Origin of the sequence: Bartonella sp. OC16QHHD (genome assembly GCF_042194035.1) — a bacterium.
In the GTDB taxonomy this organism is placed as follows: domain Bacteria; phylum Pseudomonadota; class Alphaproteobacteria; order Rhizobiales; family Rhizobiaceae; genus Bartonella.
In genome coordinates, this window is the sequence record NZ_JBHIMJ010000106.1 from 1 (window position 1) to 15,020 (window position 15,020).

The window sequence follows — 15,020 nt, forward strand, 5'->3', positions numbered from 1 at the left end:
TTTTAAAATCTCTGTGACATCTTTGGTTTGCATCATCATTCCCCCAGCATGATCTGTAATTCTTTTACATAAAAATTACTTATGTAATACTTAGGCTCTCTAGAAAGACTATATATTTCCTCACTATCAATTTCACCTCTTCCATAGTTTTTTCCAAAAACTCTTGTAAAAAGGGATAGGTTGCGGAGTGGGAGTGTTCTCAATCTTTTCAATCGGTTGGTCACCATCAAGTATCTCTTCTCCCGCGTGTACTTTAATTCTTTTGCAAAGGAATTCATAAAAATTACTGGCGTAATATTCGCAATTATCCAATGGATACATAACATAGATTGGACATTCTCCATCCCGAAACTGCGTATAATCAAAATAAAAAATTTCATCAAAATCAGCGTAACACACGACAAGCTGTTCTGATGTTGCAAAACCATCTCTTCTATCATTTAAGTTTTGGAAAACAATATCACCACCAGGGATATCTGCTCCACACTCCTTATAAAGGCTAAAGATTTCTTCACCACCAATTTCTCCTCCTCCATAATTTTTTAAAAAACTTTTGTAGGACGAGGTGAATTGTAAACCAAGAGTTCTCTCAGCCTTTTCAATCACAAGATCATCAACCGCATTTTTTTCAGTACCAAAATTGATAATATCATTATATTTATCAATTAATACTGCAACATCATCTAAGGTATAGGTTTTCATGGATGATCCTCAAAACTTGCGTGATAAACGCTCCATATTCCCTCTATCAACTTCACCTCTTCCATAGTTTTTTCCAAAAGCTCTTGTAAAAAGGTATAGGTTGCGGAGTGGGAGTGTTCTCAGTCTTTTCAATTGGTTGATCACCATCAGGTATCTCAACTCCCACGCTTTCTTTAATTCTTTTGCAAAGGAATTCATAAAAATTACTGGCGTAATATTCGCAATCTTCAGATGGAAGCATGACATAAAGTGGGCATTCACCATCCCGAAACTGCGTATAATCAAAATAAAAGGTTTCACCAAAAGCAGCATCACAAACGATAAGCTGTTCTAGTGTTGCAAAACCACGTTTCCTATCATTTAAATTTTGGAAAACAATATCATCAAAAGGAATATCTTCTCCACACTCCTTATAAAGCCTATAGATTTCATAACCACCAATGTCCCCGCCTTTATAATGTTTTAAAAAAACTTTATAGGAAGATGTGAATTGCAAACCAAGAATTTCCTCAGCTTTTTCAATCACGAGATCATCAACCTCCTTATCTTTGCTAGCAAAATTAACAATATCACCTTCATATTTATCAACTAATACTGTAACATCATCTAAGGTATAGGTTTTCATCAATTATCCTCCATAAATTATTTTATAAGTTTCTCTTTTCATCAACCGTAGAGAATTACTGCCGGTGCTTCTGTCCCCATCTGTCAAAATTTAGACCTATAATGCCCCATTTCATATTGATTATTCCTCCTAAACTACTGTTTTCTTGTTCTCCATACCCATTACCAAGTTTATACCAATATTCCTCTCTCTGCTTCTCAAACTTTTTTCTATCTATGAGCGATTGATGTGTTTTTGGATTAGCATGAATAACAGAAGTATATTTTTTATGAAATTCATGGCTCATTTCTGCTAAGGGTCCATCAGGGGTTTGATTTAGGTGATGCAACTCAACAGACTTACCATCATATCCTATAGGTGCTCTTCTTGCTTTCATTCTATCAATATTAGTGCCCCATACCGTTTCCCCTTTTTCAGTCCATTTAACCCTTTTGTTAGGATCAAACAGGTCGTCTCTCCGATAAACTGTGTAGGTCTGTCCAAATTTGCTATCGGTAAATTTAGTGGGTTTCTTTTTTAACCAAAGCTTTTTTTCTTTAGCAGCAAGTTTGGTCAGTTCTTTCCTCGCCGCAAGTTTGTCAGGATCTCCTTGAGCTGCAAGTTCTGCAAGATTTTTCTTGGAAGCGAATTGGGCAAAATCTTTCCTAGCAATGAATTTAATCCAAGCCTTTTCGCCAAGCTTTATGCCTCCCTTGGCTGCTCCAGCAACTCCTGTCATTAGGGATGCTGTTTCAGTCAATAATTTTCCAAATTCAAGTCCAGCTTTAAAGGATCCACCAGCACCGGCTCGCTCATATTCCTCCTTCATTTTATTAATGCGATCTACATAGGACTGTCCAAGGGTCTGACCAATTGTCGCCAAAATCTCACCACTGCTGAAAAAATCTTTGAGCGCTTTCAAAGTCTCTTCGGGATGTTTGGCTAGTTGCCAAAAACCATCAACCGTATCGTATATTTCAGCCGGTACACCAGCTACTATACCAGCCCCAAAGCTTATACCTTGCCCTGTACTAATCGCAGACCACTTCGCAGACACTTCTGCTTCACATAAAAGGTCAGGACACTCCTTTAATTCTTTATTCATCTGGGCTATTTGAGCACTGCTGAGGTAGTTATTTTCAGCGGCATTACCAGCGGCATCAGCGCCGGCATCAACATCGCCACCGGCAAGGGCAGCAGCAACGCCCCCGGCAGCCCTTGCAACATCAATGGTGTGGTCTCTAAAGTCAGCAAACTGCGCATCAATCTTTGCGTTTATACGCGCTTCCTCTTCCGCAGTTGGGGTGCGACCGTTTAGGTCCCCCATTTCCTCTTTCACAATGCCTTGCACCCACAATTGAAACTGGAGCATAGCTGTGGCTTCGCCCACAGCACCCCCCACAGCACCGGCTGTGCAAGCACCGCTCGCAACAGCGCCTTTTAAGCAGCCAAGACCGGCGTGGGCAACGATCTGTGTGACCGTATCTATTTTGCCTTCTGCCTTGGCGGTACCGATTTCTTCCGCCAACGATTTGCCAACCGTATCAGACAGAGCGATGCGCAGATTGTTAAAAAAGTTCTTGTCAAGAGAGCCACCCTCAAGAGCCGTTTGAACGCCTGTGCCAATGGCGGCTTTGATCAGGTTCTTTTCCGCTTCACTGGCGATACGATCGACAAAAGGAGCGGTTTTTGGNGCGCTTTTGTTAATCAGCGCTTGGACACCTGCCTGTATCGCCGCATTCATGGCGGTGCTCGAGCCAAGCCCTAAAGCACCGGTAATGGCACTAGCAGCGCCCGAGGCTGCTCCGCCCGTAACCGCCGTGACAGCCAATGCCACGAGAGCCGCACCGGCTTCTGTCAATCCTTGGGCTTTATAATCCCAGTCTTTAAATTCAGCTCGAACTGCTTGCCAATCCACTTGCTTGGATAATTCTGGATCATCACGCAGTTGCTTGATCCATGCTAAGCCTGGGGAGCGAGATAATTGCTCAAGAGATTTGTCTAAATCACCGGTTGCCTGATACTCAACAACGAAGCCATCACCCGCATCAAGCTTTATGCCACCCTTAGCATCTATGGTGACATGTTCGATGGTCTCCTTAAGGTAACCTTTATCGCTCTCACTCCACCACACAAGGTTTTCATTACGCTGATAAACGTCCTTAAAATCTTGATCCTTGTTGGTCAGAAACTTGATTTTTCCCGTATCTGATGCCAAATGCGTCTGACCACCACTTTTTGCCCCTATGGCATCAAGCGTGAGATCCCCATTTTGCGCATGCATGGAGAGGTTGCCCTCTGTTTCTATCGTGGTTTTGTTTGTAGTAACTTCTGTTGATTGTTGACGAAACTTATTCTTTTGCTTCGATTTGTCGCCTTCTTTGCCCCTCAGATCCAAATCAAAACTGTTAAAATCTTGCTCTGAAATCGCGTTGAGAGCGCCACCACTGGTGAAATCCCCATTGCCCTTGGCTTTAAACTTTCCCCCAAGGTTAAGTTCACCACCTGTGACAATGGTCAAATCTCCATCACTGTTGACTTCTGTCAAACGGTGCTCACTGCTTTGGGCGTTATAATGCCCTTTTTCCAATGTCTCCTTATGGTCACTCTCTAGCACTAATGAACCAAACGTAGCAGAACCATCGACAATCACCGTCATCGGACCGCCACTGCTCCATTGGCCACCAGTCATGCTTAAATCGCCAAGGGAGTGAATGTTTAAATCCTGTATAGAAATGATTTGAGCCTGCTGCCCACTGCGATCAACAAAACCATATTCATTCGTGTCACGGATTTTTGCAGTACCATCAATGATTGTCTTCGCATTGAGGGTGATGATATCCCCCAGAATAACACCGGAAGAATTGGCTAAAAGATCGCCACTGCTGAGATCTACAGCACCGCTGCCAAGCAAAAAACCACCATCATTAAACAAAGTTTGCGTAGTCGAAACATGCAATGCACCATTACTTGATATGGTGCCGCTATTGGTAAGACGGTCCGTCTCTATAGTGACGCCATTGCCTTTCAAACGTGCACTGGCAAGGTTTCCTTGCTGCGTTTTTGCCCCATAAACATCTTGTGCTAAAGAAGTGTTTGGTGCCAAATAAACGTGGGGTACCAAGACCTCTTGTCCGTCGACAAGGTGGGTCTCAAGCCAGATCATATCATTTTTGATCCCAGCAATTTGCTGAGGCGTTAAGGGCTTGCCTAGCTCTAACCCCAAGGGATCTTGCTGCTCCACAGCATTGTCATAGAGCCTTTGCATTTGAGCATTGGGATCTTCAACATCAAGAAGAGTGCGATTACCTGTCAGCTCAAAGATTTGCTCACCCACCAGACGATATTCAAAATAAGCATCCCCTAATCTTTTAAACACGTTCTCAGGCTTATAATTGCCAATCTTTTTTAAGTAATAGTCCGATCCCAAAAATTTACTTGGGTTGATAAAGTCCTGTCGCGTCTCAACTAAAAACGGCACATCCGGTGATTGGGTCTGGTCCAATTCTGTCTTGACAGAGTTTAGCCCATCTTGCGTTGGCACCTGTATGGATTCTGGTGCGGGGGTTTTTGTGCTTGGTGCAAAAAGCCCTTTGTGCCCTTTCAAACCATTGATAATCCCATCTAATCGATCATCACTAATCAGTGGTTTGGAACCGTCAAAATCGGTGTTTTTAACACCAGCCAAACCTTTATCGCCAGAGCTTAAGCCAACTTGCTCAACCCCCTCACGCACCGCATGATTGTCAATATAGCCTGTCAACTTGGCATCAAGCGTGCCACCAGCTTCAATCGTGCCGTAAACAGCATCATAAGTGCGTTTGAGTGTTTGGGTAAAAGTAGGACCATCCCATTCCTCTGCACCGTTTATACATGCTGGATTTGTGATACTACATTGCTTATGTCTGTAGCGCGTTTCAGTTACAATCTTAGTTGTTTCGATTAAATCGCGCCCCTCATTGAGCAGCGTATCGCCATGCATCTCAATGTTGCCATTGGCAGCAATCAAGCTATAGCTATTGCGGATATCACCAGCATTAATTGTCAGATGATGTCCTACTAAAATCTGTGCAGCATTATTGGTAAAATGAGGCTGCTGACGAATGATCGTGGTGTCGATATTTTCCTTGATACGTAAATGATCAATATTTTCGACATCTTTCCATTCTCCTCGCACGTAACTGTGAGAAATCACTTTATCGCTAACTTCAACCCCACCTTCACGCATGTTGGTAAGCGCTGAGACATCGAAGGTCATATCGCCTGACACGGCTTCTAAAAGACCCGAGCTGTTGATCACATGACCAGCCCGCTCTCCACTTAAGCCACGGATGATGAGATTGTCTTCAGCAATGACATCGGCAAACTTATTAATAAAATCCCCATCCAAGGAGAAAATGGCAGATTTCTTGGCATAAATCAGCCCACTATTACTCAGATCAGCGCTCACATTGAGCGCAACCCCATCACCACTTGAACCAATACTGCCGGCATTGTCCAAAACATCTGCGGTTAAAACAAAAGCGCCACCACTTTTGAGAACACCGTCTTCACCATTTAAAACCAGAGCAACTTGCCCCAATGACGGATCATGACTTTTTGCTATAAGCGTAAAACTGTTACTGGCTAAAAGCTGACCTGAATTGGCTAAAGACCCAAGCTTCGCATCAACAACACCGCCCACCATAATACCGGAATTGCTTAAAACATCATGGCTGTTGAGAGTAAGTACCCCGCCTTGCGCTTCCACAAGCCCAGTTTGGGTGAGTGTGCTTGCCTTCAGCGTTACATCATAGGCGCCAACCTCACTTGTCTTACCCAGCGTCAAGATGCCATCGGTTGAGAGCTCTATCCGCTTTTTAGAGACAATGCGCCCCGTTTGGTTCAGAGTGTTTTGCGCATGCAAAGCAATGGTATCATTGCTTTCTATCGTGCCACTATTGGTTAAATCACCATGGCTGGTCAGTTGAAGGTCACCACGCTCAATCTCTATGTGCCCTGCTTGGATCACACTATCAGCAACAATATTGACTGCCCCTTGCGTAGAAATGAGACCATCAACATTCTCAAAACTGCCCACATTAATGCGCAAACCATCCCGCGCTAAAACATGCGCACCTTCATCATGTGTAGCGTTTTGTTGGTCTGAATTTGTCGTTTCAGCGCTTTTATTGACAAAAGACGTTGCAACAATCTTCATCTCACCGGCTAAAGCACTGAGAAGACCAGCCTCATTGTTTATATGACCAGCACGTGTCTCTTTCAGCCCACCAATGCTGAGAGCCTCTTCTGCAATAATTCTACCCTGTGTGTTGGTCAGATTACCATCACTGAATACGTCCATAGATTTTTTGGCGTAAATCAGCCCACTATTGCTGACATTTCCTGCCACATTGAGGGCAACATTCTCACCACTAGAGCCAAGCGCACCGGCATTGTCTAATTGCCCTGCGGTCACAACAAAAACACCACCACTTTGAAGGACACCTTCGGATGTATTCTTCAGAAAGGCTTGTTGCGGATCGGCGCCTTCTTGTGTGCTTACCATCAAATGCAAATCATCGGTTGCAATAAACGTCCCTTGATTGGTAAATGCACCAATATGAGCATCGACACTCTCACCGCGCATTGTGCCGTTATTGATAACCCCATCACGCACTTGAAGGGTTAATGCTCCCTCTTGGGCTTCCACAGTCCCTGCTTGGGTTAAAGCATCAGCACTTAAAACCACATCATAACTTAAAATCGTGCTCTCTTGAGAGGTTGTGAACATGCCCCCCGCTGTCAAGGCAACCTGCTGCATACTGACAATATCACCCGTATGATTGAGGGCACCATGGGCATCCAGCGTTATCTTCCCATTGGACCAGACAGTGCCTTCTTGGATCAGGGCACCGTGATGCGCATAAAGGTCAACTTTTTGCTCTGCCACTAAGCGCGCGCGTGATGTAAGCTCTGCTGCTTCCACCAAAAGAGAGCCGCCGGCGCTATAATGTCCAGCGCCTACAGTGAGCGCATCATCGGCGCTCAAGACAATATTCCCCTTGGCACCAATATGGTTGTTTAAAGCGGTGATTTGATTGGTTTTAATGGTCAGATCGCCAAGGGAAGAAACCCCTGTTTGATCATTGTCTTGCATGCGGCTCAGATCAATTGTTGCTGCTTGGATCTCTAAGAGATCACCGGCGGCTATCCGCCCATTCCCCGCCTCAAGCTTTGCTGCCTGTAAATGCAAAGAACCCGTCGCTGACTGTTGACCATCACTCCCAATACCGCTTGCTAGAAGAGCATGAGACTGGAGCTTGATCAGATCGGCGTGCACATCAACAGTACCGCTCGCTGCAACGCGAGCTTGCTCAGCCAGTTCAACATGTTTCAAAGCCTTCAGCTCAACTGCTTCTTCTGAAAAAAGAAGATCTTTCACATGCACACTATCGTGGTGGGAACGCGCTTTTACTGCTCCTTTGGCGCGTGCTTTGGCAATCACCAGCTTGCCATCACTTGTCAATCTCATGGCGCCTGCATTGGCAACCATGTCTCCGCGCATCTTAACGCCGGCGCCTTTATCATTGGCAATCACGCGGATCTGCCCCGCATACATTCCACCAAACTCACTGGAATCAATCGCCAATTCTGGCTCATTGCCATCAGAACCAAGAGAAGTTGCTTCGCGCTTGTGATAATCAAAATGATTGTGACCAGCGATAACAGCCAAATCTCCTTTGACCTGTATGGGACCCCCGATACTGATCTTGCGCGAAACAAGATCAAAAATATCTAATGCACTCCCATCAGCCCCACGAGAACCTATGGTGATATCTCCACCCTCAACACGCAACCCACTCAAAGCGCCATCGGCTCCAATAATCGGTTGTCCAGTCGATAAAGTCACCCGTGGTGTATTAATAAAGCCACAACCGTTACAGGTAATCCCATTGGGGTTGGCGATAATAACATCCGCCATATGCCCATGTACTTCGCTCACGCCTTCAAGACGCGAGCGATTGGCACTCACCACTTCATTGAGGATAACCTTTGCTGCACCGCTATAACGCAAATTGCCGTTGCCTGGCACCAATCCCCCAAGCTGTGAACGCGAAACCTCCTCAGTCGAATTGTTCAAAATCACGCCATGGGTATCAACATTGAAACTGTCATATTTGTTATGAGAAAGACCCTGTCCATTGGGGCGAACAATATCAATCAGCGGCACATCATTGCCGGCTTTCCCCACCGTGGGGCGGAAAACAGAGCCAACCCCATCAGCTGCTTTAATCCCTTGGCTCTCTTGTGCAACAGGACTTCGCGCTCCAAGCGCTTGTGCTTGCAATAACAAAGGCTGAAAAGCTAAGCAAAAACTTAAAACAAGTGAAAGCCCCTTATGGATCCCTCGCTGCAAAACACAAAGAACGCGCTGCCATAGCTTGTATCCATATCCCAATCTATGCTTTTGATTTTTCAATCCCCGCATCTTCAGCTCCTCATAAAATTCTTTATCTCTTAAAAAAACAACCCATATGGGTATAAACAGCGCAGCGATATTTTTACCGCCCCTTTGCTCTAAAATCTTAATAATGCCCGCACTTGAAATAACCCTGTCGCATTCCCCTTTTCTCGCACTGTCGATTGGGTTAAAATATTTGAATAAGACACATCAATATCCGTAATGTCTCCGGTTGCATGGAAACCAAGAGTTGCCCCAACGAGGCTCCCGCCAAAACTGTTTTTGTTTACATCATTGGCTACAGCCCCCAGATCAAGCGCCATATAAGGGGCAAATTGGCTCATAAATTTACGCCCCATTCTCGAAGAAAAACCTGGCAACAACAGCGACAATTCATTGCGCCAAAACGCCCCATTATTGCCGTAATAAATCGCCTCACGCACCCCACGCACAGAGGAACTACCACCAAGCGATATTTGCTCTGAACTAAACAATGTGTCGGGTGATAATTGTCCTGAAAACAGCGTGTTATAGCGAAAGTTATATTGTTTGAGCGAAAAAGGACGCACGTAGCCTAGGGAAAAAGATAATTTGGAAAATTGCCCTTTGGGTGAATTTTTTGTTGTATTCTCTTGCTCTTTATCATCATAAGCGCCAAGAATTGCCAACCCTTTATGAAACCCTATATGCGCGCTTAATTCTCCTCCAAGCCACTTGCGCGAATGATCAAGCTCAAAGGTTGCAATAGCCAATTTACGGCTGGAAACATCAACCCGACTGCCCATAATAAAATTATCAGAATATTTCCATGTCAAGCGTCCTGTAAGCCAGGTCTTTCCCTCTTGATCACGGTCGATAACCCGTGAAATCCACGGTGTAAGCGATAAAGACTTACCCGCAGTCATAATATCGGAAAATATTCCCTTAACACTCGAATGATATTGGCTCCACGTCCCATCAAAACCTGTTGTCCAAGTGCCATAGGGAAGAGAAAAGGATCCCGTTAGAGTATCACTATTGGGACGCTTGTGAGAAAAATGATACGGACTACCATCCATAGAACGCTGATAGCTCAACGACCATTGATCATTGATCCCCAACAGATCATCAAAAGAAAAGCTCAAGCGCGTTTGATAAAGCCCTGTTGCTTTAGCGCCAAGATTATCGCTGGAAAGCGTAATAAGCCAAGGTTTCTGTTTTTCAATATGAACATCGAGTATCGAACCACCCGAATTGCTCCCCGCACCAAGATTAATGGTGGCTTGGCGTGAGAAAAGCCGATTGATTTGATCAAGCCCTTGCTCTATCTGGCGCAGATTGGTCGGTTTTCCAATAAGGTTTGGAAAAGCTGTGGTGATTTCTCCTTGAAGTCTCCTCTCAACTTTATGCCCATCCAGAGTGATATCTTCCATCACACCTTCAACTACAACAATCTTGAGATGACCGCCGCTTAAATCTTGCTCAGGCAAATAAGCCCGCACCGCAATATAGCCGCGCTTCATATAAAGCTTGGTCACCGCTTTGAGCACTTTATTGATTTCGGCAATCCCCAAACACCGTCCTTCCCAAAGAGAAATGGCTTCATGAAGGTCGGTATGAGAAATCAACTGAGCACCAACAAATTCAATGCTTTTGATCAGCAAACAGGTTGTACCAGATGAAGCACCATAGGCAGATGTGGTATCATCGTCTGGCAAAAATATCCCATGTGTTTCGTTTCTACGGTGCAATCGTTGAAAACGCTGTTGTTGTGTTTGTTGTCGTTGGATGCTCTCTGATTGATTAATCGCTTTCTCACGAATGTTTTGGGCAAAACTCGGCAACGAGAAAAGGCACAAAATAGCCGCAAAAACAAAAGTGAAAAAAAATCTATGCATTCATTGTGTCCTCAAAATGAGCAACAAAATGAACCATATCGTCAGCGTCACAGAAAAAATCGCCAACCGCGTAACAATTTTTTAATTTTTTGATGAGAATAATACTTATAACATCTGAGAAAAAAGCATAGACTGTACTGTATACACCTGCTTTATGAGTTGTGCAAACCATATCATTTCCCCCGCTTTTGAAGATTTTACAATGACACTGTTAAATGACAATCATACACTCTAATATGCTTCTTAATTTTAAGGTGTTGCATGTAATATAATTTTGAGCTTTAAGTAAAGACTCTTATTCATAGAATAGACCAAATTTATTGGAACTGTTACATATTAGAGACAACAAAAAACACTCCATTATTATCGCTTGATAAGAAAAATAGTATGACAATCGCTTATTTACTAAAATAAGAAAAAAAGAAAATGCGTAATGCTATAACTGATGAAGGATTAGCATATTTAAAAGCCGCTTATCCTAATGAAAAAACACTAAAGATGATCTGTTTTATTATGTTTACGGTTTTTTGCATTCAGAAGATTATCGCACCCGTTATGCTGATAATTTATGCAAAGAATTGCCTCGTATCCCTTGCGTAAAAACGGCTGATGATTTTTGGAAATTTGTGACAGCAGGGCGTGAACTCGGTCATTTGCACGTAAACTATGAAACTGTAGAACCTTATCCTGTCACCTTTAAAAAGGGTAATCCAAAACAGACAGAAATCTCTAATCCCGAAAAATTCTATTATGTAACTGAAATGAAATTCGCAAAAATTAAGGATAGTAAGGAAAAGAATAAATCAACTGTTATTTATAATAGCAATATCATCATGACAGATATCTCTCTTGAATCGGTTATGGGGCGTCAATGCGTTAAGACAGATAAAAAGAGTGGTATTGTTAATGATGCTAATCACTATGCTGTTGAAACCATTGGCAACCCTGCCTACCCTCTAGAGTTATTGCAGAGGGTTATTACCGTAAGTTTAGAAACAATGAAAATTGTTAAGAACCTACCAAAATTAGAAATAAGAGAAACCGAATAACTTATAAAGCATGCTCACATAATGAGAGTGATAACCTTACAAGGGGTATAGAGCTTATAACCATAATCTATACCTCTCTTGTTAAGTTGATTACATACAATCTTTAAAAAGAGTGTTTATATGCGTTATTCTAAAAAGAAATCATTTGCACTTTTAAATACTCTTATTTGGATTGCTTTAAGACTTTTAAGAAACCCACTCTTAAAATGAATTAAATTTTTTTACATTGCCTTTAAAAGATTATACCGTAATCTAAAATGAGTGCTTTATTGTTTTCAAAAGCTTTGTTTAAAGAGAGTTATGTATATTCATTTTACTTATAGGTTTTGAAGGTATAAAAACCGTCAAAACCCCTTCAAAACGTATATTATTAGTTGAATTTATAGGTTGTGTTATCAATAGAGGTTGTTTTTTAAGATCTGTAAAATATTAACACATTGAAAAATAACGTTTTTACTTTTTATCGTTTTTTTATCTAAAAGAGGCAACCGTCAAAACTCAAAACCCCGTCAAAACTCATAACTATAAAGATCTTGATAGCATCTCTTATGAGTTACAAGATATCTTTTGAAAAGCTTTAAAGGATCACATGATTTTTATAAAGCACGTTGTAATCATTCTCTAAATCATAAGGTTATCTATTCAAAAGAACTGATTAAAATTCATAAAAGGGATTTTGATAACGTAATCAGTTTTTACTTTCCTATGCTTTTCATAAGACACGTTTTAATGACTCACTCAAATGATCACTTTTGTCAGTTCAATTTACTGACACATAACTGACAGGTTTTAATCAATTCACATCATTGGTTATCTTTTAAGATTGTACTCTTGATATGGGTTATGTTTTAAAGATATTAAACTATTGAAATATAATGTTTTTAATTTTTACTCATAAAAAAAATAATAGAGGCTCTTAAAAGGAACTGACAACACTGACACGGTCTATTAAAAGAGATTTTGCTCATCTCTATAATTATCAGTTTCTATTGAGATGTTTTCATAACAGTCTATAAATCGTAATTATCCTATTTATCGTTTCTCTTATGAAAATGAAAAATGATGCGGTGGCTATAAAGCATATAACAGCTATAGAGAATGCATAAAAACAGCAAGGTTTTATAATCATAATGCAAATGAATGCATTGGTTATAAAGACCATCTCTATAAAAAGCTGTTAAGTTGCAAATATGTTATAAACAAAATTCACAAAAAATTTAAAATTCATTTAGTGACAAAATTGATAGGTTATAAAGTTTAAAATACGCATCATGAGAGCGTTTCTAAATATTATAAATGTATAGATTCAGAAAATAACGCAATCTTTTAAGAAAGCCAATAATATAGCTTTAAAAGCATATAAATATAAAAGAAGCAACTAATAGGCATAAGATATTATCAATACACAACGTATTTAAAAAAATACAAAAAAATATCAAAAAAGATAAAATATTGTTTGACAATAAATACGTATTTTATTATATGAATATTCAAGTGATTAGAAAACACTTTGAAACGACAAGCGGATAGATTACGAAACAATCTTTCCAACGCTTTTAAAAATTGGCTATCTTTTATACTTTTGTTAGTATATGAGGATTTTGTCGGGTGTGTTTACACCATACAATACTCTTTATGAGAAAAGTGTAAGCAGCGGACTTGTCGCCGTGTTTTCTAGCACCCGATGCCCTCTATAGGCTGTTAATAGAAAATTTAATTACGACAAGGTTTTAATTATGACAAATATATCAAAAAACACCCCCCTTCTCTCTAATATTTCAAATGAAACCGCGCTTGCTAATCAACAAGAGCCTGCAAAAAAATACGAATTTACAGGTGAGACAATAGAGGTTGGTGATTATACTCTTTATCGCATTCGGGCTTTAAGGGATTTTGCTAATATAAAAGCTGGTGATTTAGGCGGTTTTATACATAAGGTTGCAAATTTAGCTCATAATGGTGATTGTTGGGTCGGTGGCAATGCCATGGTTTATGGTGATGCTCGTATTTACGATAATGCCCATGTTTCGGATAATGCAAAAATTACTGGATCTGCAAAAATTTATGAAAATGCAAGGGTCTATGGCAATGCTAGCGTGCATATTAGAGCTGAGGTTTATGGCAATGCGCAAGTATATGAGAACGCATTGGTTTATGGTGATATTTTTGGACATGCTAAAGTGTATGGAAATGCAAAAATTTATGACACTATTTATGGCAAGTTTCTTGATAAAACTCGAATTTATGGCAATGCTGAGGTTTATGATAAAGCACGTGTTTTAGGAACCTCTCAGGTTTATGATAATGCCCATGTTTATGAAAATGCTATAGTTTTTGATAATGCTAGGGTTTGCGATAATGCCCATGTTTGTGGCGCTGCTATGGTCAATAGAGAAGCCAAGGTTTATGGGAATGCTATAGTGACTGGTTATGCCCATGTTTATGATAGGGGCTGCGTTTATGACAATGCCAAGGTTTATGGCAAGGTTTATGGTGGCGCTTGGGTTTCCAATAATGCTTTAATTTCTGATAATGCCGAGGTTTATGATGATGCTCGCATTTATGACAATGCAAAAATTTATGGCAAGGTCCATGGTGATGCTCATGTCTATGGCAATGCCAAGGTAATTGGCTATACTGAGATTGGTGGTGATACCAAAATTGGTGGCAATTATAAAGAACCCGTTATCACTGGTGATATTGTTTTTACAACTGTGTAAATGACGCGCGGGCGCGGCGGGGGCGCCCCTCTTTAAACATTTCATTCTAAAATTCAAATCTATTTATAAAGGAATTGTGCTATGCAAAAAAAGTTTGCACTCACAAATGAGACACGTGTATTTAATAATCAAACTCTTTATCGCATTCGGGCTTTAATAGATTTTGATGATGTCAAGGCTGGTGATTTAGGGGGCTTTATTGAAAGTGAAAACAACCTCTCGCATGATGGCAATTGCTGGGTCTATGATAATGCTCTTGTTTTAAATCCTGCCCATATTTATGAAAATGCCAAGGTTTTTAATAAGGCTATTATAATGGGCTTTGTTTATGGCAATGCTCATGTATGTGATTGTGCCCGCGTTTATGCAAATGCTCATGTTTATGACAATGCGCATCTTTCTTATAATGCTTGGGTTTATCATCAGGCGCGGGTTTATGGCAATGCAAAATTATCAGGAAGTGCACGTATTCATGGCAAGGCGGTAGTTTATGATCATGCTGTTGTTAGTGGCGCTGCTAAAATTTATGGCAAGGTTTATGGGAATGCTAGCGTGGGTGGGTATGTTAAGGTCTATGGTTCTGTTTATGGGAATGCAAAAGTGACTGGTTATCACACCATTAGA

The 15,020-nt window shown here is 41.2% G+C and carries 7 protein-coding genes and 1 pseudogene; 3 read left to right on the forward strand and 5 right to left on the reverse strand.

Features of this window, described 5'->3' with window-relative positions; genetic code table 11:
* Positions 1–132 precede the first annotated feature (132 nt).
* The 5 genes from ACFIK1_RS09835 to ACFIK1_RS09855 form a co-directional block, all read right to left on the reverse strand.
* Complete coding sequence (locus tag ACFIK1_RS09835) at positions 133–702, reverse strand: SMI1/KNR4 family protein (RefSeq protein WP_375662685.1); 570 nt, start codon at positions 700–702, stop codon at positions 133–135.
* Between the two features lie 52 nt (positions 703–754).
* Complete coding sequence (locus ACFIK1_RS09840; RefSeq protein ID WP_375662686.1) at positions 755–1,327, reverse strand: SMI1/KNR4 family protein; 573 nt, start codon at positions 1,325–1,327, stop codon at positions 755–757.
* A gap of 55 nt (positions 1,328–1,382) precedes the next feature.
* Positions 1,383–8,777, reverse strand: coding sequence for an HNH/ENDO VII family nuclease (locus ACFIK1_RS09845; protein WP_375662687.1), 7,395 nt, complete (start codon positions 8,775–8,777; stop codon positions 1,383–1,385).
* Positions 8,778–8,866: 89 nt separating this feature from the next.
* Positions 8,867–10,627, reverse strand: coding sequence for a ShlB/FhaC/HecB family hemolysin secretion/activation protein (locus ACFIK1_RS09850; protein ID WP_375662688.1), 1,761 nt, complete (start codon positions 10,625–10,627; stop codon positions 8,867–8,869).
* Positions 10,620–10,799, reverse strand: a complete 180-nt coding sequence (locus ACFIK1_RS09855; RefSeq protein ID WP_375662689.1) for a hypothetical protein — start codon at positions 10,797–10,799, stop codon at positions 10,620–10,622. The genes ACFIK1_RS09850 and ACFIK1_RS09855 overlap by 8 nt, the downstream gene beginning before the upstream one ends.
* Positions 10,800–11,056: 257 nt before the next feature.
* Here ACFIK1_RS09855 and ACFIK1_RS09860 point away from each other — a divergent pair.
* The 3 genes and pseudogenes from ACFIK1_RS09860 to ACFIK1_RS09870 all read left to right on the forward strand — a co-directional run.
* Positions 11,057–11,676: pseudogene (locus tag ACFIK1_RS09860) on the forward strand (type ISP restriction/modification enzyme); the annotation flags it as partial.
* Positions 11,677–13,412: 1,736 nt separating this feature from the next.
* Positions 13,413–14,396: a hypothetical protein gene (locus ACFIK1_RS09865; protein ID WP_375662690.1), complete on the forward strand. Its 984-nt coding sequence runs from the start codon at positions 13,413–13,415 to the stop codon at positions 14,394–14,396.
* Between the two features lie 81 nt (positions 14,397–14,477).
* On the forward strand, positions 14,478–15,020 hold a 543-nt coding region (locus tag ACFIK1_RS09870), incomplete at its 3' end, for a hypothetical protein (RefSeq protein WP_375662691.1).

What these genes read in the sequence shown, in the direction of transcription:
- ACFIK1_RS09835 (WP_375662685.1), bottom strand. Translation starts at nt 702, where the DNA reads ATGAAAACCTATACCTTAGATGATGTTGCAGTATTAATTGATAAATAT.
- ACFIK1_RS09850 (WP_375662688.1), bottom strand. Translation starts at nt 10,627, where the DNA reads ATGCATAGATTTTTTTTCACTTTTGTTTTTGCGGCTATTTTGTGCCTT.
- ACFIK1_RS09840 (WP_375662686.1), bottom strand. Translation starts at nt 1,327, where the DNA reads ATGAAAACCTATACCTTAGATGATGTTACAGTATTAGTTGATAAATAT.
- ACFIK1_RS09855 (WP_375662689.1), bottom strand. Translation starts at nt 10,799, where the DNA reads ATGGTTTGCACAACTCATAAAGCAGGTGTATACAGTACAGTCTATGCT.
- ACFIK1_RS09865 (WP_375662690.1), top strand. Translation starts at nt 13,413, where the DNA reads ATGACAAATATATCAAAAAACACCCCCCTTCTCTCTAATATTTCAAAT.